At 37.9% G+C, this 25,459-nt stretch carries 25 protein-coding genes and 1 riboswitch; of the genes, 14 read left to right on the plus strand and 11 right to left on the minus strand.

What is annotated here, in order from left to right; translation table 11 throughout:
* Window positions 1-51: 51 nt before the first annotated feature.
* From ACA100_RS04020 to ACA100_RS04035, 4 genes are all read right to left on the minus strand, one after another.
* The gene (locus ACA100_RS04020; RefSeq protein ID WP_481078708.1) at window positions 52-1,965 is read right to left on the minus strand and encodes an NAD(P)-binding protein; all 1,914 of its coding nucleotides are present in this window, start codon (window positions 1,963-1,965) and stop codon (window positions 52-54) included.
* Window positions 1,966-2,182: 217 nt separating this feature from the next.
* Window positions 2,183-3,682, minus strand: a complete 1,500-nt coding sequence (locus ACA100_RS04025; protein WP_481078709.1) for an AbgT family transporter — start codon at window positions 3,680-3,682, stop codon at window positions 2,183-2,185.
* Window positions 3,683-3,729: 47 nt separating this feature from the next.
* Window positions 3,730-4,899: an amidohydrolase gene (locus ACA100_RS04030; protein ID WP_481078710.1), complete on the minus strand. Its 1,170-nt coding sequence runs from the start codon at window positions 4,897-4,899 to the stop codon at window positions 3,730-3,732.
* A 184-nt stretch (window positions 4,900-5,083) separates the two neighbouring features.
* Window positions 5,084-5,227 (minus strand): hypothetical protein, encoded by a 144-nt coding sequence (locus ACA100_RS04035; RefSeq protein WP_481078711.1) that lies wholly within the window; start codon window positions 5,225-5,227, stop codon window positions 5,084-5,086.
* A gap of 104 nt (window positions 5,228-5,331) precedes the next feature.
* Between ACA100_RS04035 and ACA100_RS04040 the strand changes: the two genes are divergently transcribed.
* Complete coding sequence (locus ACA100_RS04040) at window positions 5,332-5,676, plus strand: hypothetical protein (RefSeq protein WP_481078712.1); 345 nt, start codon at window positions 5,332-5,334, stop codon at window positions 5,674-5,676.
* A 65-nt stretch (window positions 5,677-5,741) separates the two neighbouring features.
* On the opposite strand, the gene aspA is transcribed toward ACA100_RS04040, so the two are convergent.
* Both aspA and ACA100_RS04050 read right to left on the minus strand, forming a co-directional pair.
* Window positions 5,742-7,148: an aspartate ammonia-lyase gene (gene aspA, locus ACA100_RS04045; protein WP_481078713.1), complete on the minus strand. Its 1,407-nt coding sequence runs from the start codon at window positions 7,146-7,148 to the stop codon at window positions 5,742-5,744.
* Window positions 7,149-7,270: 122 nt separating this feature from the next.
* Window positions 7,271-7,711, minus strand: a complete 441-nt coding sequence (locus ACA100_RS04050; protein ID WP_481078714.1) for an RrF2 family transcriptional regulator — start codon at window positions 7,709-7,711, stop codon at window positions 7,271-7,273.
* 128 nt (window positions 7,712-7,839) lie between these two features.
* Here ACA100_RS04050 and cysK point away from each other — a divergent pair, with 128 nt between their 5' ends.
* The 5 genes from cysK (at window position 7,840) to ACA100_RS04075 (ending at window position 11,817) form a co-directional block, all read left to right on the plus strand.
* Window positions 7,840-8,775, plus strand: coding sequence for a cysteine synthase A (gene cysK, locus ACA100_RS04055; protein WP_481078715.1), 936 nt, complete (start codon window positions 7,840-7,842; stop codon window positions 8,773-8,775).
* The gene (locus ACA100_RS04060; protein ID WP_481078716.1) at window positions 8,776-9,438 is read left to right on the plus strand and encodes an amino acid ABC transporter permease; all 663 of its coding nucleotides are present in this window, start codon (window positions 8,776-8,778) and stop codon (window positions 9,436-9,438) included.
* Window positions 9,419-10,096 (plus strand): amino acid ABC transporter permease, encoded by a 678-nt coding sequence (locus ACA100_RS04065; RefSeq protein ID WP_481078717.1) that lies wholly within the window; start codon window positions 9,419-9,421, stop codon window positions 10,094-10,096. The genes ACA100_RS04060 and ACA100_RS04065 overlap by 20 nt, the downstream gene beginning before the upstream one ends.
* A 10-nt stretch (window positions 10,097-10,106) precedes the next feature.
* A complete protein-coding gene (locus tag ACA100_RS04070; RefSeq protein ID WP_481078718.1) occupies window positions 10,107-10,844 on the plus strand; it encodes an amino acid ABC transporter ATP-binding protein in 738 nt (245 codons plus the stop codon).
* A 124-nt stretch (window positions 10,845-10,968) separates the two neighbouring features.
* Window positions 10,969-11,817, plus strand: a complete 849-nt coding sequence (locus tag ACA100_RS04075) for a cysteine ABC transporter substrate-binding protein (protein ID WP_481078719.1) — start codon at window positions 10,969-10,971, stop codon at window positions 11,815-11,817.
* Window positions 11,818-11,901: 84 nt separating this feature from the next.
* Here ACA100_RS04075 and ACA100_RS04080 read toward each other — a convergent pair whose 3' ends face one another.
* A complete protein-coding gene (locus ACA100_RS04080) occupies window positions 11,902-12,435 on the minus strand; it encodes a hypothetical protein (protein WP_481078720.1) in 534 nt (177 codons plus the stop codon).
* 512 nt (window positions 12,436-12,947) lie between these two features.
* On the opposite strand from ACA100_RS04080, the gene ACA100_RS04085 reads away from it, so the two are divergent.
* Window positions 12,948-13,988: a hypothetical protein gene (locus tag ACA100_RS04085; protein ID WP_481078721.1), complete on the plus strand. Its 1,041-nt coding sequence runs from the start codon at window positions 12,948-12,950 to the stop codon at window positions 13,986-13,988.
* A 52-nt stretch (window positions 13,989-14,040) separates the two neighbouring features.
* Window positions 14,041-14,152: riboswitch (TPP riboswitch) on the plus strand.
* Between the two features lie 134 nt (window positions 14,153-14,286).
* Window positions 14,287-16,062, plus strand: coding sequence for a phosphomethylpyrimidine synthase ThiC (gene thiC / locus ACA100_RS04090; RefSeq protein ID WP_481078722.1), 1,776 nt, complete (start codon window positions 14,287-14,289; stop codon window positions 16,060-16,062).
* A gap of 64 nt (window positions 16,063-16,126) precedes the next feature.
* Here the strand turns inward: thiC and ACA100_RS04095 are convergent, their stop codons facing one another.
* Together ACA100_RS04095 and ACA100_RS04100 are read right to left on the minus strand one after the other, a co-directional pair.
* Entirely contained in the window at window positions 16,127-16,381 is a 255-nt protein-coding gene (locus tag ACA100_RS04095; protein ID WP_481078723.1) for a hypothetical protein, read from the minus strand.
* A 65-nt stretch (window positions 16,382-16,446) separates the two neighbouring features.
* Complete coding sequence (locus tag ACA100_RS04100) at window positions 16,447-16,815, minus strand: hypothetical protein (RefSeq protein ID WP_481078724.1); 369 nt, start codon at window positions 16,813-16,815, stop codon at window positions 16,447-16,449.
* Window positions 16,816-17,031: 216 nt separating this feature from the next.
* On the opposite strand from ACA100_RS04100, the gene ACA100_RS04105 reads away from it, so the two are divergent.
* Window positions 17,032-17,625, plus strand: coding sequence for a hypothetical protein (locus tag ACA100_RS04105; RefSeq protein ID WP_481078725.1), 594 nt, complete (start codon window positions 17,032-17,034; stop codon window positions 17,623-17,625).
* 74 nt (window positions 17,626-17,699) lie between these two features.
* Here ACA100_RS04105 and rbsK read toward each other — a convergent pair whose 3' ends face one another.
* The gene (rbsK, locus tag ACA100_RS04110; RefSeq protein ID WP_481078726.1) at window positions 17,700-18,626 is read right to left on the minus strand and encodes a ribokinase; all 927 of its coding nucleotides are present in this window, start codon (window positions 18,624-18,626) and stop codon (window positions 17,700-17,702) included.
* 148 nt (window positions 18,627-18,774) lie between these two features.
* Here rbsK and ACA100_RS04115 point away from each other — a divergent pair, with 148 nt between their 5' ends.
* The 3 genes from ACA100_RS04115 (at window position 18,775) to ACA100_RS04125 (ending at window position 21,535) form a co-directional block, all read left to right on the plus strand.
* A complete protein-coding gene (locus ACA100_RS04115; RefSeq protein WP_481078727.1) occupies window positions 18,775-19,857 on the plus strand; it encodes a linear amide C-N hydrolase in 1,083 nt (360 codons plus the stop codon).
* 65 nt (window positions 19,858-19,922) lie between these two features.
* Entirely contained in the window at window positions 19,923-20,693 is a 771-nt protein-coding gene (locus ACA100_RS04120) for a hypothetical protein (RefSeq protein ID WP_481078728.1), read from the plus strand.
* A 74-nt stretch (window positions 20,694-20,767) separates the two neighbouring features.
* Window positions 20,768-21,535 (plus strand): lytic transglycosylase domain-containing protein, encoded by a 768-nt coding sequence (locus ACA100_RS04125; RefSeq protein WP_481078729.1) that lies wholly within the window; start codon window positions 20,768-20,770, stop codon window positions 21,533-21,535.
* On the opposite strand, the gene ACA100_RS04130 is transcribed toward ACA100_RS04125, so the two are convergent.
* Window positions 21,501-22,199 (minus strand): HAD family hydrolase, encoded by a 699-nt coding sequence (locus ACA100_RS04130; RefSeq protein ID WP_481078730.1) that lies wholly within the window; start codon window positions 22,197-22,199, stop codon window positions 21,501-21,503. The two genes, ACA100_RS04125 and ACA100_RS04130, sit on opposite strands and share 35 nt — an antisense overlap.
* A gap of 241 nt (window positions 22,200-22,440) precedes the next feature.
* Between ACA100_RS04130 and ugpB (ACA100_RS04135) the strand changes: the two genes are divergently transcribed.
* The gene (gene ugpB / locus ACA100_RS04135; RefSeq protein ID WP_481078731.1) at window positions 22,441-23,757 is read left to right on the plus strand and encodes a sn-glycerol-3-phosphate ABC transporter substrate-binding protein UgpB; all 1,317 of its coding nucleotides are present in this window, start codon (window positions 22,441-22,443) and stop codon (window positions 23,755-23,757) included.
* A gap of 358 nt (window positions 23,758-24,115) precedes the next feature.
* Window positions 24,116-25,429 carry a sn-glycerol-3-phosphate ABC transporter substrate-binding protein UgpB gene (ugpB, locus tag ACA100_RS04140; protein ID WP_481078732.1) on the plus strand — a complete coding sequence of 438 codons (1,314 nt, stop codon included), beginning with the start codon at window positions 24,116-24,118 and terminating at the stop codon, window positions 25,427-25,429.
* Window positions 25,430-25,459: the final 30 nt, after the last annotated feature.

The raw sequence follows: 25,459 nt of genomic DNA on the forward strand, positions 1-25,459 counted from the left end.
GGGTAAACGTGAAAGAGCACTCAATGTATTATCATTGAGTGCTTTATTATTTTAAGCGTCGATTTCTGAGACTGCTCGATGTGCAGCATCTACAGCCGCATGAAGATATGCGCTCCATTCAGAATCTGAGTTTGCGATGAAAATATTACCAAATGGTTGGCGGGCTGTTTTCATGATCTTTTTGACTTCGTTAGAATCATCAAATAGATCACTTTCAAAGTAAGAATAACCATGGCCCCAGCGATTCACGGTAATGGCTGTGATCATCTCTTCATGATTAAAACCGTGTTCGCCAAACATTCCATCTAATTGCTCACGAATCATGCTTTCAAAATCTTCAAACTTTTGTCTTACAATCTTTTTTCGACCTTCGCGTGACTGATCTCTGGGGCTGCTGCCATCGCCAGGGACAGGCACATGAACCATATGTAAACACATTGGGTCTTGTGGTGTTGCTGAGTGTTTGTATCCGCCCATAGAAACAGGATAGTCGAGTTTAACAAGCGAGAAAGATGCTGTTGGTGAGTAAATTTTATGAACCCCAAGTTTCTTAAACACTTCCCAGTTTTTAATCATCACTTTGGCGTACACGAAAGGTACACGCACATTCTTAGATAAGGCTTGTCGTTGTGCTTCAGGCATAGATGGCACCATGTAAGGAATCATGCCATTGTAGTTTGCCATAATGACGTTATTTGCGCGTACACGGTACAATTTATCTTTATGGGCATAGACAACATCGGCTTGTTTGCCAACATTCTCTGCCAAAATAGCTGTTGCTTGAAGGCGAATACGTGTTTTTGAATCTGCTTGATCCAATTTTTGATAATCAAATTGAGAGAGCAAAATATCATGCATATCTTTGCCAGATGCAATATCAGGAATGAGCTTGCGTACAGCTAAGCGTGCCACTGAAGCATTGCCATCAGGGAAATGATACACATAGAGATCATTGAGCTCTGCTAATGCATCGCCAGATAAAGCTGGAAGTTCCATGCCTTCTAAGCCAGGGCAGGCATTGTAACGTGCTGCAAATCCTGATACTGCATCAATACCAACGCCTTGGAATTCCGTTGTCTGTTGTTTGAGATATTTAATGGCTGTATCAGATAACTTTACTTTATCTTTTAGGAAAGTGAGATAGCTATTTGTTTTTAAATATTCAGTTTTTTGTTCAATGGACATGCCTTTAAGATAATCTTTAGGTTCTGCATAAAGTGCAATCAGTGCTGCTTTATCGCTTTCTTCCATTGGGAAGTCTGTAAAGAACTCTTGGTATGAACGACCATTCAGTTTATTAATCGGAATGTCATCCGCCACTTCATGTTCAGGATTGCCAGAAACAATCTTATTCACGCCCCAATGATTCTTATCAAAATAAACACCTTTGGATAACCCTAAATCGGGGTACAAGTTAACATTAAAGCTATTTTCTAATTGATCTAAATCGATGGTTAGATCTTTGAGAAATTGTGTTGCAACTGGGCTATAAACAAGACGTGGAGACTGCAATGATTCGCTGCCTGCATAACTCATCATCATGCCTTTGTCGGTTTCAAACTCGTTACGAACACAGTGTCCGCCAAAATCTGCGCTGTTATCCAAAAGTAGAATTGTATCATTCGGGTGTTTTTCACGATAAAAATCAGCCGCAGCTAATCCACTGATTCCCGCGCCGACAATGACTAGATCATAGGTTTCACTGATTTGATTTTGTGTTGGAACATCAAAAGGCTCTTCGCCTCGCATTAAGCGATGTGCATCTGTAAATGTTCCTGGAACATTTCCACGAAGGCCTGTTTCTGCGGGCGGATAATAGTTAAAAGGGATATTCAGATCAAGCCTTGCAGCTTCTGGTACTTTAGAAAAAGATAAATGCATTAAAGGTGATAATGTAATGGCTGCAACGCCAGCACCTTTTGCTACACCATCTAGGAAGTCTCTACGTGAAATTTTTTTTGTCATATTGTTCTCCCTTTGTCATTCAAACATTGATTTGCTGATTAACTTATTTTTATCAGTTAACGATATTAATCAGCAGCTTACTATAATTTTTTGTATAAAAATTAAACAAAGAGCATTTTATTGATATTAATCTAATGATCAACTTATGTAAATTATGCTGGTTGGTGATAAAGAAATCCCAATCATGGTTGATTGGGATTTTATGATTAAGAGCACATTATGCTGGGCCAAGTGGTAATCCAAAGTAGTAGTAAAGTAAGAATAATATTCCCCAAGTGGATAATAGTATTAATGCATAAGGCATCATGATGGATAAGAATGTTCCAAATTTAAATTTAGGATTATATTGTGCGATCACAGCCAATATCATAGGTAAATAGGGATTAGTGGGTGAAATGACATTGGTGGTGGAATCACCGACGCGATATGCCATCTGAATGGCAGCAGGCTCCATACCTAGCAATACAAATAATGGTACAAATACAGGTGCCATTAATGCCCACTGTGCAGAACCACTAAATACAATGAGATTCACAAAGCCTGACAGTAACATTAATAGTGCCAACATGAGAACATTAGGGATTTCGATGGAGGAGAGAAGGTTAGCGCCACCAATCGCGAGAAATAGTGATAAGTTTGTCCAGTTAAACCATGCGATGAACTGTGCCACAAAGAATACGAGAATAATGTAGCCACCGACATTCTTTAAAGAGCGTGTCATGATTGCGGGAATATCATCGAGTTTTTCGATCTTTTTAGCGAGGAAACCATAAACTAAAGAGCAGCTGATGAAAAATAACATGATGATAGGAATCATACCGCTTAAGAATGGTGAAGGAACCAATCCACCTGATGCATTACGAAATGGTGAGCTTGACGGCAAGATTGCCAACACTAAAGCAATATTAAAACAGAGCGCATAAATACCTGTGATTTTGACAGCACGCAATTCAATTGCTGACAATTGATATGAAGATTCGTCCTCTGCTTTGACGATGTTCGCTTCTTCAACTGGGAAGCGAGGTTCAATAATTTTTTCAGTGATCCAAGTACCAACGATCATTAAAAATGGCACAGAGACTAACATGAAATACCAGTTTGCAGCAGGTGTGATTTGTTGATCTGAGACTGTTTTTAAAACTTCATTCGTCACACTTGATAAAAGTACATCAGTGCCTGCAATGAAAATATTGGCTGTAAAACCAGCAGCAACGGCAACAAATCCTGCGCAAATACCCACTATAGGATTACGTTTTGTCGCAGCAAAAATGATACCTGCCAATGGCGGAATTAATACAAAGGCTGCATCTGATGCTAAATTACCTACGATGCCCACAAAGAAAATACTCATGGTGATGAATCGACGTGGCGCATTTAATAATAGTGATTTAATGGTGGCACTCGCTAAACCAATCTCTTCCATTAAACCTACAGCGATCATCATAGATAAGACTAATCCTAACGGTTTAAAGTTGATGAAGTTATTGACGGTAGAACTCAAAATATAGACTAAGCCTTCGCTGCTGATGATGCTACGAACGGTAATGACGTCATTGGTGGCAGGATGAACCAATTGAGGATCAAAAAAGCTCATTACGAATGAAATCACTGCAATGATCAAACAGAGTGTGGCAAATAAAAATAGTGGATGTGGGATTTTGTTGCCGAACGCTTCTAAACGATCGAACCACCCTTTATTACTTACGAGTGTCGACATAAACTTCTCCTTAAAGTTGAGTTGATTGTTATTTGTGGTTGTATTTTTTATTGATAAGAACGAATGACTTCTACAAAATATGCAGCACCATAAGGAATGATGTCGTCATTAAAATCATACTGAGAATTATGAAGATCCACGTTGTATGGTGCTTGCGTACCATTGCCAATGAATCCATAGCAACCAGGACGATGTTCTAGGAAATGTGAAAAATCTTCTGCTGTCATTTGTGGCGTGATATTTGTCACAACATTATTTTTACCCACAATATGAATGGCTGATTCGATGGCAATTTCTGTCTCTTTTTCTGTATTGATAGTGACAGGATGATGGATGGCGCCTAATTCTAGATGTGCTTCCATATTAAAAGCATTGCCCATGTTTTCAACTAATGTTTGAAGTTTTGTTATTAGATCTTCACGCACATCTTTGGAATGGGTTCTAAACGTGCCTGACATTTTTGCTTCATCAGCAATGACATTATTGGTTTGGCCCACATGCATTTGTGTAATGGAAACCACAATAGGATCTAGTGGATTGAATGTTCGGCCGACTAAACCTTGGATACCTTGATAAATATGCGTTGCCACTAACAATGGATCTTGTGATTTATGTGGTAAACCAGCATGCCCACTTTTTCCTTTAATGGTGATGAATAAACGATCTGAGCTCGCCATGATGTTTTGTGGGCGAAATGCAAAGGTTCCCACAGGTAATCCTGGCCAATTATGCAGTGCATATACAGCATCGACAGGATAATGATCAAATACTCTGTCTTTGACAACCATGGTTTCAGCACCGCCTAAACCTTCTTCAGCAGGCTGGAAGAATAGTATGGCTTGTCCTGAAAAATCTCGATGTTGGGCTAAAAATTTGGCTGCCATAAGTAGCATAGTTGTATGCCCATCATGACCGCAACCATGCATACGATTAGTAATTTTGGAGGCATGTTTAAATGTATTGCTCTCTTGCGTTGGCAGTGCATCCATATCGGCCCGTAAACCAATCGATGGCCCATCTTGCTGACCATTGATGACTGCAACAACACCTGTTTTTGCAAAGTTGGTGTCAATGTGATCAACGCCATAGCTTGTAAGGTGTTCGATGATGAGTTTCTGAGTATTGACTTCTTCAAATCCCAGTTCTGGATGTGCGTGGATTTGTCGTCGAATGGTTGTGGCTTCGGCGAGCCATGAACGCAGTATATCCAATGCCATGAATCAATCTCCTTAAATATGTACTTATTTTGTAGTGAGTTTTCAACATAGCAGATTATGACGATTTGTAGAAAAGATATTAGTTGTTAATTGAAAAAGTTTGTTGTTTGAGAGCTAACTAGTTGATATTGATCTAGTCAACGAGAGTTTATTTCAAAATTTTTTACAATTTGCCGAATGCTATTTAATCTTCTTGATCAGCTTTCGCCTTTTTACGGCGTTTTAATTCCGCTCGCATATATTCGGATGCTTCCTTCATCTCTTCGCGCAGTGCGTGAATTTCTTCATCTGTTAAGCGACGAACATCATTATTATTTTGATTAGACATATTTTTCCATTAAAAATGAGTTAGGTTATATCAATATAGGGTGTTTTTCTTTAAAATGATTATCGATAATAGATGATAAAAATGAGATCTAAAAGGATTAATATATGCATATTGATAAAAATATATTGACGTACATTATTGAAATTTTGCAGCAAGATGAAAAACCTTTCATACATTCTAAAGAGATTGCTATAGCGATCCAACATTATTATCCAACAGCATTGCTTTACGAAAATGTTGATGTGGAAAAATGTGTGATGACAATGTTTTATCACATACAAGTTCTGTCGGATCTCGGTAGAATTAAACTCGCTAATCCGATTGCACCACATATGCCTGCCAAGCCATTAGGTTTTGTTTTATTTGCAGAAGAAACAGGTGGAAAAATACACGAAACCACGCTGTTTTATGATGAAACGCAATTCATCCGTTTGGCACATTTGGAGTAGATTATAGTCTATTAAAAACCCTATCGAATGATAGGGTTTTCGCTGTTATATTTTAAGATAAAAATTTAAAATTTTGCTTTCACATGATGTGGGTGCAATAAATTTTCTTCAGATAATAAATCATCCAATTCAGCTTCTGTCATTAAGTTGCGTTCTAATACAACTTCTTTGATGCTTTTGCCAGTTTCAGCGCAGATTTTACCAATGATATCACCTTCAGCATGGCCGATCACTGGTGTTAAATAAGTGATGATGCCGATAGAGTTTAAAACATGTTGGCGGCAGCGATCAGTATTGACTGTAATGCCATCAATACAACGATCACGTAAGTTGTAACAGCTATTGTTCAATAATGTGATGGATTCATACAGCGCTTGTACCAAAACAGGCTCCATGACATTGAGTTGCAATTGCGCAGCATCCGCTGCCATAGAAACAGTGACATCATTGCCCATGACTTTAAAACAAACTTGATTCACAACTTCAGGCATTACAGGGTTAACTTTTGCTGGCATGATTGAGCTACCTGCTTGTAATTCAGGTAAGTTTAATTCTTTTAAGCCTGTGCGTGGGCCAGATGCTAATAAACGAAGATCGTTACAGATTTTACCTAAACGAATTGCACAGCGCTTTAAGCCTGCATGTAATGTGACAAAATCAGTACAATCATAGGTTGCTGAGAATAAATCGGGTGCTGATTTGCACTCTTTAGCCATGAGTTCAGATAAGTGTTTCACAACAGTTTCAGGATAATTTTCTGGTGTATTGATGCCTGAACCAATTGCTGTTGCACCTAAGTTGAATGTTAACAATTCATCTGTCGATTGTTTCAATGCCACAATTTCATTGCCAATTAATGTTGAAAAAGCATTGAATTCTTGGCCAACACTCATTGGTACTGCATCTTGTAATTGTGTGCGGCCCATTTTCAATACGCCACCAAACTCTTGTGCTTTTGCGTCAATCCCAGCTTTTAAATGAATCAATCCCGCGATTAAAGTATGCATTTTTTCATAGAATGCTAAGCGCAAACCAGAAGGATAAGCATCGTTTGTGGATTGCGACATATTCACATGGTTATTAGGATTCACGATCTGATATTGACCTTTTTCGTGGCCTAAAATTTCCAATGCAAGATTGGCAATTACTTCATTACTGTTCATATTGACAGAAGTGCCTGCACCACCTTGGAAAGCATCAATTGGAAATTGATCGAGGCAGCGATCATCCTTGAGAATTAAATCACATGCTTTAACAATTGCATCTGCAATTTTAGGGTCTAAAACGTGTAGAGATTGATTAGCTAAAGCCACAGCCTTTTTCGTCATCGCCATTCCGCGAATGATTTCTGGCATATCATTAATGGTTTGAGATGAAATTTTAAAATTATCAATCGCTCTTTGTGTATGGATGCCATAGTAGCAATCATCGGCAATCTCTTTACTACCAAGTAAGTCAACTTCTGTACGCATTTATTCCTCTTGATATCACTAGTGAGTGTTTATAAAAGTATGAGATGAATACTCATTGTAATGCGTTTAATTATATTGTCATCCATAAAACAAAGCTATAGCATAAAATATTAAATATTTATTTATAAGTAATACATATAATTGTCATCATCTTTTTGTGCATCTTCGGCTAAATTTGCCAAAGTTACGTGACTTAAACTCTCTTTTAAAGCATCATCTAAACGAGCATAGATTTGATTATGTAATGCTTGTTCGATTTTAGGTGCAATTTCTTCCACTGTTTTTTCATTGTCTGCAAAAATGGCAGGTTCAACGCTTGCTAAAACATCGTAAATAGTGATTTGGTCAGGCGTTTTTGTTAAAAAGTAACCACCTTGAGCACCTTTAATAGCAGAGACAACATTACCTTGCTTCAATTGTGAAAATACACGTTCAAGATAGATTTTAGAAATATTGAGATCTGTTGCAATCTCTAAAATTGTCATAGTTTCTTTAGAATCATACGCCATCGCCATCTTCGTGACAGAGGCTAATGCATAACGGGATTTTGCAGAGAGTTTCATTTTCACCTTCTTACATAAAAATTGATTGACAGTCTATCAAATAGTTTGATAATTTATAAGACATACAAAGCATATATTAAAAGTATGTTAATCGAGAATCAAGTTAAAATTGTAGAAGGAAAAGAGCAATGACAAAAATTTATGAAAGTTTAACTGATTTAATTGGTAACACGCCACTATTAAAGTTGAATCGCTTTTCTCAACAAGCAGGCTTGGAAACACCTTTAATTGTTAAGTTAGAGTATTTGAATCCAGCGGGCAGCGTTAAAGATCGTATTGCGCGCGCTATGATTGAAACAGCAGAAAAAGCAGGAATTTTAAAAGAAGGTTCTGTCATCATTGAGCCAACGAGCGGCAATACAGGCATTGGTTTAGCATCTGTTGCATCGGCGAAAGGCTACCGCATCATTTTAACAATGCCAGAAACTATGAGCATTGAACGCCGTAATTTATTACAAGCTTATGGTGCAGAGTTGATTCTAACAGAAGGCGCGAAAGGTATGAAGGGCGCAATTGCAAAAGCTGAAGAATTATCGAAAGAAATTGCAAATGGCGTAATTTTAGGTCAATTCGTCAATGCTGCAAACCCAGCTGCGCACGAAGCAACCACAGGCCCAGAAATCTGGAACGATACAAATGGTCAAGTGGATATTTTAGTAGCGGGTATTGGTACGGGCGGTACGATTTCAGGTACGGGCGCTTACTTGAAAAAGCAAAACCCTAATATCCAAGTGGTGGCAATCGAGCCTGAGTCTTCTCCAATTTTATCGAAAGGCGTTGCTGGCCCACATAAAATCCAAGGCATTGGCGCAGGATTTGTGCCTGAAACTTTAGATACTAAAGTTTACGATGAAGTGATCACGGTATCAGATAGCGATGCATTTTCGGTTGCGCCTGTTGTTGCTGGCACAGAAGGTTTATTGATTGGTATTTCTTCAAGCGCAGCTTTGAGTGCGGCTGTAGAATTGGCAAAACGACCTGAAAATAAAGGGAAAAACATTGTGGTGATCTTACCAGATAGCGGTGAAAAATATCTATCAACACCTTTATTTGAAAAAAGATAAATGAATTTTTCGTACATTGTTTCAGTATTGCCAACCTTAGAGAAAGCTCTGTGGCTAACATTAAAAATCTCATTTTTTGGGATTATAGCCTCAATCGTTATGGGCGCGATGTTAAGTTTAGTGATTTTTTATCGTGTCCCTGTGATTGCAAGAGTTGCACAAGGTTATGTGGCATTTTTTAGAAACACGCCATTATTGCTTCATCTATTTTTTCTCTATTTTGGCTTACCGAGAGCTTTTGGCATTGTTTTAAGTTTTGAAGCCACAGCATTATTAGGGTTATCGCTTTTGGGTGGTGCTTATATGGCAGAAGCTTTTAAAAGTGGTATAGAAGCAGTGGCTAAATCACAGTTTGATTCAGGTAAAGCTATAGGGTTAAGTCGATTGCAGATGATTCGTTACATCATATTGCCGCAAGCATTTTCATATTGTATTCCAGCATTGGGTGCGAACTGTATCTTCTTATTCAAAGAAACATCGGTATTTACAGCGATTGCAGGCACTGATATTACAACAGTTGTGGTGAATTACATTAGCAATGTTGGTCATACCAATGAAAACTTAATGTTATTAGTGATTGCTTATGTGATCGTGATTTTACCGTTCACTTTCGTTTTATCTTATGTAGAAAAAAGGGTGCGACATGCAGAATTTGGGGCTTGATATTCTGGATTGGATCACCGTTAAGCGCTTAGCAAGCGGGCTCTATTTCACATTAGAAGTGGCATTGATTGCGATTGCGTTGAGTGTGATTTTAGGCACGATTTTTGGTGTACTTCGTACTTCCAACAATTGGGCCATCCGAACAGTATTTAGAATTTATCTAGAGACTGTGCGTGTGTTGCCAACATTGGTTTTGTTGTATGTGCTTTATTATATTTTTCCGACAGATTTGAAGATAGATATCAATGGTCGCACAGTTGGCATCATCGCCTTCACATTTTGGGGTGCTGCGGAAATGAGTGACATCATTCGTGGTGCGATCATTTCGATACCCAAACATCAGCGAGAATCAGCAGAAGCGATTGGCCTAAATCATTTTCAATTATTTAGATATGTATTGCTGCCACAAGCTTTTCAGCGAGCATTACCTGCAACATTGAATCTTTCATCCCGCATTGTGATGACCACATCGTTATTGGTCTTGATTGGTGTGCAAGATGTCACAAAAGTGGGCAAAGAGATCATTGAATACGCAACGATGATGAATAACCCGATGGCACCATTTTGGATCTATGGCGTGATTTTACTGGTCTTTTTCTTGATCTGTTACCCACTTTCTAAACTTGCAACATTATTAACACGTAAGTCAAATCAATAAAGGTACACAAATGTCTGATGCATTATTAAACGTTTCCAAGCTCGTTAAAACTTTCTCGGAGCGAACCATTTTGAATGGCATTGATTTGGCAGTGAAGAAAGGCGAGGTGGTAGTGATTCTCGGGCCTTCAGGTTGTGGTAAATCAACATTCTTACGCTGTTTGAATGGCTTAGAAAAAATAGATAGTGGTTCAATTCAATTGGATGATGAAGAGTTAAATCAACCTAAAACGAATTGGATCAATGTTCGACAAAAAGTTGGGATGGTGTTTCAGAGTTATGATCTCTTCCCAAATATGACAGTGTTAGAAAATATTCTGCTTGGGCCTTTGAAAGTTCAAAAGCGTGATAAAGCAGAAGTGATGAAACAAGTGGATGAGTTATTAACGCGAGTCGGATTATTGGATCGTAAAAATGCTTATCCAAGAGAATTATCGGGTGGGCAAAAACAGCGCATCGCGATTGTCAGAGCATTGTGCATGAATCCTGAAATTATGCTCTTTGATGAAGTGACAGCATCGCTCGATCCTGAAATGGTACGAGAAGTGCTGGAAGTGATTCAAGGCTTAGCAAAGCAAGGTATGACGATGTTAATTGTGACGCATGAATTGAATTTTGCTCGCAGAGTAGCAGATCGCATTGTGTTCATGGATCAAGGTAATATCGTGGAAATGGCACCGCCTGAACAGTTTTTTACAGCGCCAAAAACAGAACGCGCGCAGCAGTTTTTAACCGTTTTTGATTTTTAAGTATTCAAAGCTTATTTGTTTATACCTCAGTAATTTCAAGTTTATAGGTAAGTATTTAACGAATATTGAAAGGCGATAAGTATGGTAGCAGTGAGTTATTAATTATAAAAAAGGAAGGATTGTCATGTTTAGTTTTAAAAAGTCAGCATCAGTCGCATTGTTGGGTTTATCAGCACTATTTTCTTCATCTGCATTAGCGCAGGAAGTGGATAACAGCTTACAAGCAGTAAAAGATCGTGGTGAATTACGTGTTGCGGTATTCAGCGATAAACCACCATTTGGTTACGTTGACAGAGAAGGCAATAGCCAAGGTTACGATATCGAATTAGCAAAGCATCTCGGTAAAGCGCTATTTGGTGATGAAAATAAAGTCACATTTGTCTTAACAGAAGCACAAAACCGTATCAATGTTTTGAATGCAAATAAAGTGGATATTACATTGGCAAACTTCACAGTGACGCCAGAGCGAATCGAGCAGGTAGATTTCGCCAAGCCTTATATGAGAGTTGCAATTGGCTTAGTTTCGCCAAATAAGGCAACGATTACAGATGTCAAAGATTTGGATGGCAAAGTATTGATCGTGAATAAAGGCACAACGGCAGAAACTTACTTTGAAAAGAATCACCCAAATGTACAGTTGCAAAAATATGATCATAACTCTGAAGCATTCGCAGCATTGAAAGATGGCCGTGCAGCAGCATTAGCACATGACAATACAATGTTATATGCGTGGGCAAAGAATAATCCTGAGTTCGATGTATCTGTACAAGTGATTGGCCCAGAAGATGTGATTGCGCCAGCAGTTAAAAAAGGTAACAAAGCATTATTGGATTGGGTCAATGCGGAAATTACAACATTGCAAAATGAAGAGTTTTTCCACAAAGCTTACGACAAAACAATGAAGTCATTTTATGGGGATAACATTAATCCAGATAACATCGTGATTGATGCAAGTAACCTCACTCAAGAATAATAATAACTATAAATTCTCTTTCTCTTTCTCGAATTTTGCCCAGTTTCCCCAAACTGGGTGTTTTTTTATGGAAAAAATTTGTCGTTATTGCATTGGGCTTTTTGGCATTCTCAAATGATTGCGCACAGGAAATGTGTATGATCTGAACTGCTCTTGATACCAAACTGTAATTTCACGGCATAAGCTTTTGAGACTTTCATCTGACCATAGTTTTTCTAAATCTGCTTTGGACAAGCGCTGTTGTACATTTTCTTGGTGCTTTGCGTTGTAAACACGACCAGTATAAGGATCTAACTTTGGCCATTGTTGTTTTGGGTTTTTATAAAAACCAAATGGCACAGAAGGATAGGATTCAGCATCTGATTTAGTGAAAATCCAATAACCCATACATAGAAATTTTTCTTCTGTTTGAGGATGAGAAAGTAAGCGGCTATTGCCTTGTATTTTGAGTACTTCTTGTTGCGTTGGAGGATAGCCTTGCGGCAATTCTCTTGGATCTTCAGAATCATATTGCCCAGATAACCAAAGCGCAATATCAATGCGCTCACAATATTCATTGTGACCGATAAGCCCTAAATCATAATGAATTTCAGCTAATGTAATAAGCGTATTTTTCATGCGTTCCCTAGAAACTAAAGCAGTACAAAACTTGATATAAATCAAAACATGCAATGCTAACCTAATTAGGCGAAATAAACAATTTTAATAAAAATAAATCTAACTGTTTATTTTGTATAACTAATTATTTTTTAGGCTAATGAGATTGTAATACTACTACACAGCGCCATTATGCCTAAAATCCGCATTTTGATCAGTGTAAGTAATTTCAATTTTACAATTACAAATTTGTAACTATTTAAAATCAAATTCAGACAAATAAATGGCTTCTGCCATCGGGAATACTTTTTGATACCAAGCCAAACCTTTGGGGGGACAATGAGGTATGATGGATGTGAAATATATATTATCTACGAGTACTAAGGTAAATATAGGCATTTTAGAAGGAAAAACGAGTGTAAATACATAATCCAAACAAAGATAGTGAGTATAAGGATATTAAAGATGATGCAGAAAGGTATTCTGATGCTATTATTCTGGCGACCCATATAAAAAGAAGAAGGTTGGAATATATGATCAATATACAATTTAAGAAAATGAACGTATTCATCGTATCTATACTGAGTATGGTTATTTTCCTAGGTATAAATAATATAGCAAAGGCCATTGAAGAGATGAGGCAAGAGGTTGATAATACTAAAGTTGTTTACTGGATGCAGTTTAATAGCAATAATATGCATTGTCAGTTTATGGTGAATGATATATCTGCGCATTCAACTATTATTAATAATGCAAGAGAGCTATATTCTACGGGCTTTGATATTGAAGGACGATTTGAGCAAGGTGTTAATAGTTTAAAACTACGGGGGGTAGAAATGCCTCAAAAGGATCAAAATCCTAATACAGGTGAACCTTATTGCAATGTTTCTTTAATTGCTTTTGTTACTGATCCTGCAACAGGAGAAGAACAAAGTAAAGAAATATCCAATTTACGTTTAACATTGGATAAAGATGGTAATTTTACAAGCAAAGAAAGTGCTGTTTACTCTGATAGGAACGTTACATCTGAACCTAGTTTAACTATATTAGATCATAAAGTATTTGATGCTGTAAAAAATAATGATGTGATTTTAGAAAGAAGTCTTGTTATTAATCATGCTCTTCCACCTTATCGTTGGATGACGGCATCATCACCTTTCAAAGATACTCCAGAGAATAGAGAGTTGTTATGGCAAGAGTATGATAAATACCGAAAATTGATAGAAGCAGGCGATATGGAAGGTTTAAAAGTGTTATTTAAGCCAGCTCTTGATATTACCAAGGTGGTTCGTCCCGATCTTGATATTGACAGTTATTTCAACACTATTTCAAAACAATTGAATCTTGATTTTTTTAAAAAAAGAAATCAAGCTAGACTTGTAAGCTATAAAAAAGAAGATTATGTGTTGGAAATTTATAACAAAGGCAAGTTGTTTAGATTTGTTAATAAAAAGAAATATGAAGAAAGGCTTTATCCTTATTCACCGATTATATACAAAGATAGTAAATCAGTCGGTAATTATACTCCTACATTTACACTCGTAAATGGCAAAATAGAGTTAGCGTTTATTTAGATTAATTTATTCATTATTTGCATTTACGATAAATAAAAGCTATAACTAGTGCAGATTTCACTGGGGGTGTCCACGCTGTGGGCTGAGATTAAGGCGAATGTGCTTTTAAACCCTTTGGACCTGATCTGGCTCATACCAGCGTAGGGAAGTATATCCGAACGAATAGATGAGCCTTGTCTTCACGATTGTGAGGGCGAGGTTTTTTTATGGGTTTAATTTGCCATTGCATCGTTCATACATTCATTACGTTGCCAGACTCTCGTTTTTTATTGACACCATAATGATATGGAGAGTTTTAATGACAACAACCACCAAAATTGAGATTAAATCTAGTTTTCCTCGTAGCCAAAAAGTTTATGTGATCGGCTCTCGCCCTGACATTCGCGTGCCAATGCGCGAAATCACATTAGATCCAACTTTGGATAGCAAAGGCCAAATCATCGAGCAGAATGAACCTTTCCGCGTTTATGATACGAGTGGCCCTTACACAGATAAAAATTACACTGTAGATTTAACGCAAGGCTTGCCTGCGCTTCGCCGTGATTGGATCATGGAGCGTGGCGATGTGGAAGAGTACGAAGGCCGTGAAATTAAAGCTGTGGATAATGGCTATAAGGATTTGAACGATCCTCGTAACTTTGAAGGCTCTTTCCCTGGTTTGAAGCGTAAACCACTCAAAGCCAAAGCAGGGCAGAATGTGACGCAAATGCATTATGCTCGTCAAGGCATCATCACGCCTGAAATGGAGTTCATTGCCATTCGTGAAGGTATGTCGCCTGAATTTGTACGTGATGAAGTTGCAGCGGGTCGTGGGATTATTCCTAACAATATTAACCATCCTGAATCTGAGCCAATGATCATTGGTAAAAATTTCCATGTAAAAATCAATGCAAACATTGGTAACTCCGCAGTGACTTCTTCTATCGAAGAAGAAGTGGAAAAAATGACATGGGCAACGCGCTGGGGCGCGGATAACGTGATGGATTTATCGACAGGTAAAGACATTCATAAAACCCGTGAATGGATCATTCGTAACTCTGCTGTACCAATTGGTACAGTGCCGATCTATCAAGCTTTGGAGAAAGTAAACGGCATTGCGGAAGATTTAACGTGGGAAGTATTCCGCGATACGTTGATCGAGCAAGCAGAGCAAGGTGTGGATTACTTCACGATTCATGCAGGCGTTTTATTGCGTTATATTCCATTGACGGCAAAACGTGTGACAGGCATTGTTTCTCGCGGTGGTTCTATTATGGCGCAATGGTGCTTGGCGCATCATAAAGAGAACTTCATTTATGAAAACTTTGAAGAAATCTGCCACATCATGAAAGCATATGATATCTCATTCTCATTGGGTGATGGCTTGCGTCCAGGTTCAATTGCGGATGCAAACGATGCAGCACAATTTGCTGAATTGGAAACATTGGGTGAATTAACGAAGATCGCTTGGAAACATGATGTACAAACGATGATCGAAGGGCCAGGACATATTCCAATGCACAAGATCAAAGAGAACATGATCATGCAGGAAAAGCATTGTGATGATGCGCCATTCTATACATTGGGGCCACTAACAACGGACATCGCACCGGGTTATGATCACATTACATCTGCAATTGGTGCCGCAATGATCGGTTGGTACGGCACAGCGATGTTGTGCTATGTGACGCCAAAAGAGCATTTGGGCTTACCAAACCGTGAAGATGTGCGCGTTGGCGTGATTACGTATAAATTGGCAGCGCATGCAGCAGATTTAGCAAAAGGCCATCCAAATGCACAACAACGTGATGATGCTTTATCTAAAGCACGTTTTGAATTCCGTTGGGAAGATCAATTTAACTTAGGCTTAGATCCTGAAAGAGCACGTGAATATCACGATGAAACATTGCCAGCAGCAGGTGCGAAAGTTGCGCATTTCTGTTCAATGTGTGGCCCTAAATTCTGTAGTATGAAAATCTCTCAAGACATTCGCTTAAAAGATCAAACAGGCGAATTTTTAGAGCAAAAAATTGCAGATGGCATGAAGGAAAAATCCAAAGAGTTCTTGGATAATAATAGTCAGATTTATAGCTAAAATAATCCTTAGAAATAAACCTAACAAAAAGGGCGCTTGATGCGCCTTTTTGTCGTTCATGTGATTAATCATCGTAGCCTAAAGCACCTTCTGGAATTTCACCATAATGTGCTAGAACTTTCATTTCACCATAATCGCCTGTTGTTTCATCGTAAGCTTGCGAGATAGCTAATACACCAGCACGCATTTCAGAGAAACGCTCTGCACGGTTCATGGCTTCCTCGGCAGTGTTACATTGCACAGCGGGATCATTGAATAGCTTCGATGATTGTCCATTGCCTTGTCTTGTAAATGTTTGAACGATATATGCAGTTTTCATAGAAGATCCTCTTTATATAACTTTATGTTTTACATTCTATACTTAAAGTTATATTTTGGGAATATCTATGGGCAAAGATCTGTAATAAAATCTTTTGTATTCTCACCACGAACACATTGATATGCGATTGCCTTATCTTTCAAATACCAGCCATGCTCATCTTTCTTGATCTCATAAGTGGTTTGTAGCGCTTGCACTGAATCATCCAAGAACCCCGATTCAATTAAAGTGATGATTACTTGATTAGGATTTTCAGCAGAGCTTAACGTTTGCGTTAAGTTGATGGTGGATAATTCTTCTTGCTCGAATAATGATTTATCCTGAATCACAATTTGCAATGGTGTTGCATAGTAATCAGTTTCTAATGCTAAATCTTCTGCAAGTGTGAATTGCATTGAAGCAATGATCCCAGCAGCTAATAATAGTTTTTTCATGTTGTTTCCTTATGGTTTATGCAGTATAGATAATTATTTTTAAAATAATTAATTTATTGATTCTAAAAATTAAAATGAATTAATGGATAATAAATTATTAATTCATTTTATTATATTTTTTGCAATAAAATCCCAAGCCTATAGACGAAATGTAAATACTAAGTATATATTAACATTGTTCATTATTTTATCATCATGACTTGGTAAGGGGTTTATATGCAGTTTCATGAACTATTTTTAGAAGTGAGAACATCAGAAGTTAAAGACCTAGAATATTGCGAACTACTAAGTCACATCCGTGAGCATTATGAGAAGCTCCTAGCCAGCGGCCAAAATAATCCTACAGCACAAAAAATTATTCATCGTGTAGAAAATATGTCATTCACTGTGAATATGAATGATTTTGTCGGGTTAATGAATGTTAATCAAGAAGCTCGTAACTTTGATTATGCCTGTGAGTTTAATCCAAGCCAAAAGAGCGCCATCAATTTATTATTATCTGTCATTTCAGCACCGCAGAAAGGCGAATACATTAAAGGATTTTTCGCATTATATGTTTGGAAAAATTTATTGCCAGATGTGCGCTTTCATTCTGTAGGTTTAGCCGACAGTTTTTATGAGATAGCGGAAATTACGAATAGCCAAGGCGATTATGAGTTTAAGCCCGCTTCAGATATTAAGGCATTGGTTCAAGAGGAAAAAGAGACTGCATTTTTTAAGATCAATGAAGAGGAGCATTGTCACGAAGCTAAGGCTTTGATTGCAGAAATTGATAAAGCTGTGACTTTCATTTTGAAGAAATATGCGTAATGGTATATTTAATACTGAATCAATCCTCCTTGCTATTGCTGAGGAGGATTGATTTTATTGGTGCTTGAATTGTATTAATTAAGCACTAAAAAATTTTCAATTTCATCTTTCCAAGGAATCGAAGGTTGTGCGCCTTTCCTTGTGACTGCAATCGCAGCAGCTGCATGTCCTTTTTTAACAGCAGCATGTAAGGATAAACCTTCTATCAATGCTGTCATTAATACGCCATTAAATGTATCGCCTGCTGCAATGGTATCGATGGCTTGCACTTTATAGCCTGATAATAAAGAGCCTTGATAATTTTCACTGACCCAAGCTCCCATTTTTCCCATTGTAATGATCACAATTTTAATGCCTTTATCATGGAGAATTCTGGACGCTTTTTCTGCATTGTCAGTAGAGTCGACTTTAATGCCTGTAAGGATCTCAGCTTCTGTTTCATTGGGTGTGATGATATCAATTTTAGAGAGTAAATCATCAGACAATGGCTTTGCAGGTGCAGGATTTAAAGCCACTAGAATATTATTGGCTTTTGCGTAATCCGTTGCGACTTGGATCGTTTCTAATGGAATTTCTAACTGCATTAATAGTGCATCAGCAGATCGAATGGCATCTTCACATTCTGTAATCATTTCAGGAATGACATAAGCATTTGCACCTGCATGAATACCAATCATGTTTTCGCCTTCATCATTTACGAAAATCAGCGCAACACCCGTTTTTTCATGGGCGACAATCTTAATCAATGAGCAATCGATGCCATCATTTTTAAACTGTTCTAGAGCTTCTTTACCAAAAGGATCATCGCCTATGGCAGTGATGAATTGTATGTTTGCGCCCGCTCGCCCTGCTGCAACAGCTTGGTTTGCACCTTTACCGCCCATTGCGACTTGGTATTGGCGCGCACTCAAGGTTTCACCAGGTGCTAAAAAATATGGGACATTTAATATGTGATCAATATTTGTACTGCCAAGCACGACAAGTTTTTTCTGTTGAGTCATGATTAATCCATAATTTATTATGATGATGAATAGCTAATAATATACCTTAGTGTGGAGATTATATTAATAAATTCGTTACAAAATGGATTATTTCTATAGAATAAAGTCTTTACGATCAAAAGTTCATTGAATATAAAAGGGTGATTACATGAAGAAATATACACGCCGCTTATTATCAACCGCTGTCATCGCAATGAGTATTGCTGCCATTCCTGTGAGCTTGGCTTGTACTCGCGCAGTTTTCTTAGGCGATAATGATCGTGTCATTACTGGCCGTTCAATGGATTGGAAAGTGGATGTTGGTACAAATTTATGGGTGATGCCACAAGGGTTGAAACAGCATGGGGGCGCTGGCCCTAATTCAGTTGAATGGGTTTCCAAATATGGTAGCGTGATTGCATCAGGTTATGATATTTCAAGTACGGATGGTGTGAATGAAAAAGGTTTAGCGGCCAATTTATTATGGTTGGTTGAATCAGAGTATCCGCAGCCAACGAAAGATAAAAAAATGTTATCCATTTCTGCATGGGCACAATATGTATTGGATAACTTCGCAACTGTAGAAGAAGCAGTGGAAGCATTATCTAAAGAAGAGTTCATTGTGGTGACTGACAAAGTACCAGGTGAAACACGTAATGCCACATTGCATTTATCCATTTCCGATGCAACAGGGGATAGCGCAATTATCGAATACATCAAAGGTAAGCAAGTGATTCATCACAATCGTCAATATCAGGTGATGACGAACTCCCCAACATTTGATGAACAATTGGCATTGAACACTTATTGGCAACAAATTGGTGGCACTGTGATGTTACCAGGGACTAATCGTGCAGCGGATCGTTTTGCACGTGCATCTTTCTATATTAATGCCATTCCTAAAGATAAAGATATGCGCACATCAGTTGCGAGTGTTTTTAGTGTGATTCGTAATGTATCTGTGCCATTTGGTATCGTAACAGAGTCAGAGCCAAACATCTCTTCAACACGCTGGCGTACAGTTGTAGATCATAAAGAATTATTGTATTTCTTTGAATCTGCATTGACGCCAAATACATTTTGGGTGGATTTGAAAAAGATCGACTTTAGTCCAAAAACAGGCAAGGTGATGAAGTTGGATTTGGGTGCAGATCAAAAAAATATCTTCTCAGGTGATGCAACGGCAAACTTTAAAGAAGCGAAACTCTTTAAGTTTGAAGGCATCAACCAAGAAGCGAATCTTTTCGATTGATTTTTTACTAAAATCACAGACAATAAAGCGCCTTAGGGCGCTTTTTTAATACGATAGAGGTTTTCATGATTGGACGTTTAGCTACTGTTTTGTTGTTATCTTTGAATATTGGCTTGGCAAATATTACGATTCCTGATGCAACATTGAACGACATTGCAGGTAAAATTTATCGCAATGAAACAGGCGGAAAGCGAGAAAATCTCATCGTGTGGAATAATGGTGAAAACTTCCCATCCTTGGGGATTGGGCATTTTATTTGGTATAAGTACAACGAACCAGAGCGCTTTGAAGAAAGTTTTCCATTATTAGTACAATTTTATCAGTCGAAAAATATTGAATTACCTTGGATTTTGCGGATGTATCGTTATGCGCCTTGGAAAACTCAGTCTGAATTTCTAACCGCTAAACAAAATGATCAAGCGTTTAAAGATTTGGAGAGTTTTTTGTATAACACGCAATCTGTGCAGATTGAATTCATTGCTAATCGTTTGCACGCATCTTTACCCAAAATTTTAGCCAATACGCAACAAGCAAAGAAAGTTGAGCGTAATTTTAATGCGCTTTTGAATCATCCAGTGGGTTTATATGCTCTGATTGATTATATTAACTTTAAAGGTGAAGGCATTAATCCTAATGAACGTTATCAAGGGCAAGGCTGGGGATTGTTGCAAGTGATCGAAAATATGGATGATCAAACAGCAAAAACAGATTTGATGCTCAGCTTTAGAAATTCCGCCAAAGAAATTTTAACCAATCGCGTGAACAATGCGCCAAAAGAGCGCAACGAACAGCGTTGGTTGCCAGGTTGGAAAAATAGGATTGACACATATTTGTAAAAAAGATTAATTTTGCCTGAACTATTTGTTTTTATGGTTATAATTGTGGCTTGTTCTCTAAAAGTGCAGGTTGCATGAAGATAGATTTTTTTAAAAAATACATAAGAACCATTGGTACGATTATTCTCACATTTGTGAGCGTTGCATTTTACGGTATTCATTGTCGAGATGATGATCAGCCAGAAAGTGGGCGCTTTGATATTTTGCATCCTAGAGATGAAAATGTGGAATTAATGCCAAATATGGCGAAAATTTGGGGATTATCAGGGCAGTTAACGCTCTTTACAGAGTCTGAATTAGAACAATGGCGCGGTGTGATCGAAAGCATTCAATATCACAATGATATCCGAAGAAATAAACGCCAAAAAATGATTCGCTATTTAGTGAATGAATATGAACTCAATGAACGTGAAGCACGAATTTTGGTGCGCAGTGCAGACAGTAATGCACATAAATATAAAATTGATTTAGAGCTATTGATGGCGATTATTTTTGTTGAATCCACATATAAAGCTAAGGCGCAAAGCAGCCAAGGCGCCATTGGTTTAATGCAAGTTGTGCCGAAATGGCATCTGGATAAAATCAAAGAATACGGCGATGTGGATGTTTTGTATGACATCCGCACCAATATCGCCATTGGTACAGCGATATTGATGGAATATCTCGAGAAAGAAGGGAATATTCGCCAAGCACTTCATCGTTACAATGGTAGTAAAGATGATAAAACATTGAAATATTCCAATCGTGTTTTGAAAAAATATAATGAACTCAAAGCGAGTAATTATGTGGAAGATGCCAAGCTAAATTTCAGTTTTGACATTGTTTCACCGGCATCAGCTTAGTGAATTGCAAGATTGGCCAGTTGTTGCTTTCTGCTGTGATTTTTAGATGCTCATCAGGGTTAACAACATTGGGATAAGCCACTAATTCCAGTAATGGTAGATCATTGCTGGAATCACTATAGAAATAGCTGCGCTCAAACGCTTCAGGTAGAGCAATATTGCTGCGGGCCAAATGGGCTTTAAAAACATCCACTTTCCCAGATTGATAAGGTATTAAACCTAGAATTTTACTAGAGTAATGATTGTTTTGTTCCGTAATTTCGATGCCAAAAACTGTCTCAATATTGAAGCAAATTTCCGCCACTTTTTGTACAAAAATACGTGGCGAAGCAGAAATGATCATCACTTCATCGCCATTATCTAAATGTTCTTGAATCAGCTTACCGCCAGCTTGATAAACAATGGGCACGATTTTTTTGACAACAAATTCTGTGATCATTGTTTGTACTTCAAAGATGGTTAAATGGGCAACGGGCGCAAAAATATGATCCATACAATCTTGTTGATTCAATGTTTTGGCTTTGTAATTTGCCATTAATTTAGCTTCTTCTTGCATGAATTGATCCATATTTTGAATCAAGTTATGTTCACATAACCATTGGCACCAAAGAGTGACGCAATCACCTTGGATCAAAGTTTCATCTAAGTCAAAAATTGCAATCATGCAGGCTCCTTTCGTTCATCATTATCTTAATCAATTAATTTATTTTTAAATATCGAATGCTCTGCAACAGAATCATTGAGCCCATATATATAATATTTTCGTTAATATTTTGGTGAAGTATAGGATAACTTTATGACAGATCTATGAACTTAATAAAAAATGGTTGCTGTAATCTTTCTGTCACAATTAGTTTTTATAATCAGCCCATGAGTCATCATTAAAACTAATCTAAGGAAATCTCATGGCAACGAAAATGAAGAAACTAACAGTGGCAGCATTTCTCGGTATGAATTTATTATCCACAGCTGCGTTGGCGCAAACAGAAATCCAATGGTGGCATTCTATGGATGGTGCTTTGAATGATTGGGTGAAAGATTTGGCAGATGGTTTTAATGCCAGCCAGAAAGATTATAAAGTGGTACCAGTTTATAAAGGTGGCTATGATCAGTCCATGACAGCGGGCGTTGCAGCTGTTCGTTCTGGTAATGCGCCAGATATTCTTCAGGTTTTTGAAGTGGGTACAGCTTCCATGATTTATGCAGATGGCGTTGTAAAATCTGTATCTGACATTATGGAAGAAAATGATGTACCTTTTGATTTAGATGCTTATATTCCAGCAGTGGCAAGTTATTACACAGCACCGAATGGTAAGCTATTATCACTGCCATTCAATAGCTCCACAACTGTGATGTATTACAATAAAGATGAGTTTAAAAAGGCGGGTTTGAATCCTGATGCACCGCCTAAAACATGGGCAGAAGTACGCAAAGCGACAGAAGCATTGAAAGCATCTGGTAGTAAATGCCCAATGACAACAACATGGTTTGGTTGGACGCAGTTAGAGAGCTTTTCTTCATGGCACAATGCGCCTGTTGCAACTAAGAACAATGGCTTTGATGGTTTAGATGTTGAATTATTATTGAATAGCCCATTACAAGTTCGCCATTTAGAAAATTTAGATGATATGGCAAAAAATGGTTTATTTGTTTACAAAGGTCGTGGTGATGCTTCAGAGCCTGCATTTATCTCAGGTGAATGTGCAATTACATTTGGTTCTTCGGGGGCTTATTCCTCCATCAAGCGTGATGCGAAATTTGCTTTTGGTGAAGCACAGTTGCCATATTATGCAGATGTACAAGGTGCGCCACAAAATACAGTGATTGGTGGTGCGAGCTTATGGGTTTTGAATGGGAAGCCTGCGGAAAGCTATAAAGGTGTGGCAAAATTCTTTGAATACATTTCTCAGCCAAAAGTACAGGCACAAAGCCATATGAGAACAGGTTATTTGCCTGTGACGAAAGAGGCATTTGAAATCACAGAGAAAACGGGTTTCTATGACGAAAATCCAGGTGCAGATGTGCCTGTAGAACAGATGATCCGTAAAGCAACAGATAATACACGCGGTATTCGTTTAGGTAACATGTTGCAGATTCGTGCCATTATGGATGAAGAGACAGAACAAGTTTGGACAGGCAAGCAAACGCCAAAACAAGCTTTAGATAATGTTGTTGAACGTGGTAATGCTTTATTGAAACGCTTTGAGCGCGTCAATCAATAACGATTTTTTTGGTGGTCAATGTTGTAATGCTCAATGGTGACATTGAGCATTTTTTTATGGATTACTTTGTTGCTACATATTGTCGATGATTTTTCATTTTGAGTAAAAATTTTACAGCGATTATCAAAAATTAAAATTGAATATGTAGGTATTTAGAAATTGTAAAAACATAGGAAATATCTATAAAAATTATATGTAAACAGTTGCTTATATCAGATTGTGATAATTTGTGATGGTACAAAGTACAGACAATGATATGCTTTCACTATTTGGGTTATTTATAATCAGGAAAATAGGGTAGGAAAGTTATATTATATGTCCGTTAATTAAAGTGAAAATGAAGAGGAGTTTGATGACTATGAAACTGAAGAAAATTGCATTGGCAACAATTTTAGGTGCGGGTACATTAATGTCTGCATCGTATGCGCAAACAGAAATTCAATGGTGGCACTCAATGAACGGTGCTTTGAACGATTGGGTGAATGATTTAGCCAAAGAGTTCAATGAAAGCCAATCAGACTACAAAGTTGTACCAGTATTTAAAGGTGACTATGAGCAATCTATGACAGCAGGTATTGCTGCGATTCGTTCAGGTAACGCACCAGACATTCTTCAGGTTTTTGAAGTGGGCACAGCATCTATGATTTACTCAAAAGGTGTGACGAAGTCAGTGTCTGACATCATGAAAGAGAATAAAATTCCTTTTGACATTAATACTTACATTCCAGCGGTTGCAGGCTATTATGCTTCGCCAGAAGGTGATTTGTTGTCATTACCGTTTAACAGTTCAACAACTGTGATGTACTACAACAAAGATGAATTCAAGAAAGCAGGTTTAGATCCTGACAAAGCACCAAAAACTTGGAAAGAAGTGCGTGAAGCAACAGAAGCATTGAAAGCTGCGGGTAGCAAATGCCCGATGACAATTTCTTGGATGGGTTGGACGCAATTAGAAAGTTTCTCAGCATGGCACAATGTACCATTTGCAACGAAGAACAACGGTTTTGGCGGTATGGATGTTGAGTTACAATTCAACTCGCCATTGCATGTTAAACATTTTGAAAACTTGAGCGATATGGCGAAAAATGGTTTATTCGTCTATAAAGGTCGTTCAGTGGCTTCGCAGCCTGCATTCTTATCAGGTGAATGTGCAATCTTCATGGGTTCTTCAGGCTTTTATTCAGGTTTGAAACGTGATGCTAAGTTTGATTTTGCAGAAACAACACTGCCTTATTATGATGATGTTGAAGGTGCACCACAAAATACAGTGATCGGCGGTGCTAGCTTGTGGGTATTAAACGGCAAGCCAGCTGAAAACTATAAAGGCGTGGCAAAATTCTTTGAATTCATTTCAGAACCACAAAGAGCAGCCAATAGCCACATGAGAACAGGTTATTTGCCAATCACTAAGGAAGCTTTTGAGATCACAGAAAAATCTGGTTACTACAACGAAAATCCAGGTGCGGATGTTCCAGTACAACAGATGATTCGTGATACAACAGATAATACGCGCGGTTTACGTTTAGGGAATATGTTACAAATTCGTACAATCGTAGATGAAGAGACAGAGCAAGTTTGGACAGGGCAAAAAACGCCAAAAGATGCATTAGATAGCGCAGTAGAGCGCGGTAATGCGTTACTGAAGCGTTTTGAACGTGTCAACAATAAATAGCATTGATTGAGAAGTGAGGAGTTTAAAACT

The sequence above is a fragment of the Wohlfahrtiimonas sp. XWW7 genome (assembly GCF_056716055.1).

Excerpts from the sequence above, each read along its gene's own strand:
- ACA100_RS04070 (WP_481078718.1), top strand. The coding sequence starts at position 10,107 with ATGTCTGATGCATTATTAAACGTTTCCAAGCTCGTTAAAACTTTCTCG.
- ACA100_RS04030 (WP_481078710.1), bottom strand. The coding sequence starts at position 4,899 with ATGGCATTGGATATACTGCGTTCATGGCTCGCCGAAGCCACAACCATT.
- thiC (WP_481078722.1), top strand. The coding sequence starts at position 14,287 with ATGACAACAACCACCAAAATTGAGATTAAATCTAGTTTTCCTCGTAGC.
- ACA100_RS04125 (WP_481078729.1), top strand. The coding sequence starts at position 20,768 with ATGAAGATAGATTTTTTTAAAAAATACATAAGAACCATTGGTACGATT.
- ACA100_RS04065 (WP_481078717.1), top strand. The coding sequence starts at position 9,419 with ATGCAGAATTTGGGGCTTGATATTCTGGATTGGATCACCGTTAAGCGC.
- ACA100_RS04100 (WP_481078724.1), bottom strand. The coding sequence starts at position 16,815 with ATGAAAAAACTATTATTAGCTGCTGGGATCATTGCTTCAATGCAATTC.
- ACA100_RS04035 (WP_481078711.1), bottom strand. The coding sequence starts at position 5,227 with ATGTCTAATCAAAATAATAATGATGTTCGTCGCTTAACAGATGAAGAA.
- ACA100_RS04085 (WP_481078721.1), top strand. The coding sequence starts at position 12,948 with ATGATCAATATACAATTTAAGAAAATGAACGTATTCATCGTATCTATA.
- ACA100_RS04080 (WP_481078720.1), bottom strand. The coding sequence starts at position 12,435 with ATGAAAAATACGCTTATTACATTAGCTGAAATTCATTATGATTTAGGG.
- ugpB (WP_481078732.1), top strand. The coding sequence starts at position 24,116 with ATGAAACTGAAGAAAATTGCATTGGCAACAATTTTAGGTGCGGGTACA.
- ACA100_RS04040 (WP_481078712.1), top strand. The coding sequence starts at position 5,332 with ATGCATATTGATAAAAATATATTGACGTACATTATTGAAATTTTGCAG.
- ACA100_RS04095 (WP_481078723.1), bottom strand. The coding sequence starts at position 16,381 with ATGAAAACTGCATATATCGTTCAAACATTTACAAGACAAGGCAATGGA.
- aspA (WP_481078713.1), bottom strand. The coding sequence starts at position 7,148 with ATGCGTACAGAAGTTGACTTACTTGGTAGTAAAGAGATTGCCGATGAT.
- ACA100_RS04060 (WP_481078716.1), top strand. The coding sequence starts at position 8,776 with ATGAATTTTTCGTACATTGTTTCAGTATTGCCAACCTTAGAGAAAGCT.
- ACA100_RS04130 (WP_481078730.1), bottom strand. The coding sequence starts at position 22,199 with ATGATTGCAATTTTTGACTTAGATGAAACTTTGATCCAAGGTGATTGC.
- ACA100_RS04020 (WP_481078708.1), bottom strand. The coding sequence starts at position 1,965 with ATGACAAAAAAAATTTCACGTAGAGACTTCCTAGATGGTGTAGCAAAA.
- ugpB (WP_481078731.1), top strand. The coding sequence starts at position 22,441 with ATGGCAACGAAAATGAAGAAACTAACAGTGGCAGCATTTCTCGGTATG.
- ACA100_RS04120 (WP_481078728.1), top strand. The coding sequence starts at position 19,923 with ATGATTGGACGTTTAGCTACTGTTTTGTTGTTATCTTTGAATATTGGC.
- ACA100_RS04105 (WP_481078725.1), top strand. The coding sequence starts at position 17,032 with ATGCAGTTTCATGAACTATTTTTAGAAGTGAGAACATCAGAAGTTAAA.
- ACA100_RS04025 (WP_481078709.1), bottom strand. The coding sequence starts at position 3,682 with ATGTCGACACTCGTAAGTAATAAAGGGTGGTTCGATCGTTTAGAAGCG.
- rbsK (WP_481078726.1), bottom strand. The coding sequence starts at position 18,626 with ATGACTCAACAGAAAAAACTTGTCGTGCTTGGCAGTACAAATATTGAT.
- ACA100_RS04050 (WP_481078714.1), bottom strand. The coding sequence starts at position 7,711 with ATGAAACTCTCTGCAAAATCCCGTTATGCATTAGCCTCTGTCACGAAG.
- cysK (WP_481078715.1), top strand. The coding sequence starts at position 7,840 with ATGACAAAAATTTATGAAAGTTTAACTGATTTAATTGGTAACACGCCA.
- ACA100_RS04115 (WP_481078727.1), top strand. The coding sequence starts at position 18,775 with ATGAAGAAATATACACGCCGCTTATTATCAACCGCTGTCATCGCAATG.
- ACA100_RS04075 (WP_481078719.1), top strand. The coding sequence starts at position 10,969 with ATGTTTAGTTTTAAAAAGTCAGCATCAGTCGCATTGTTGGGTTTATCA.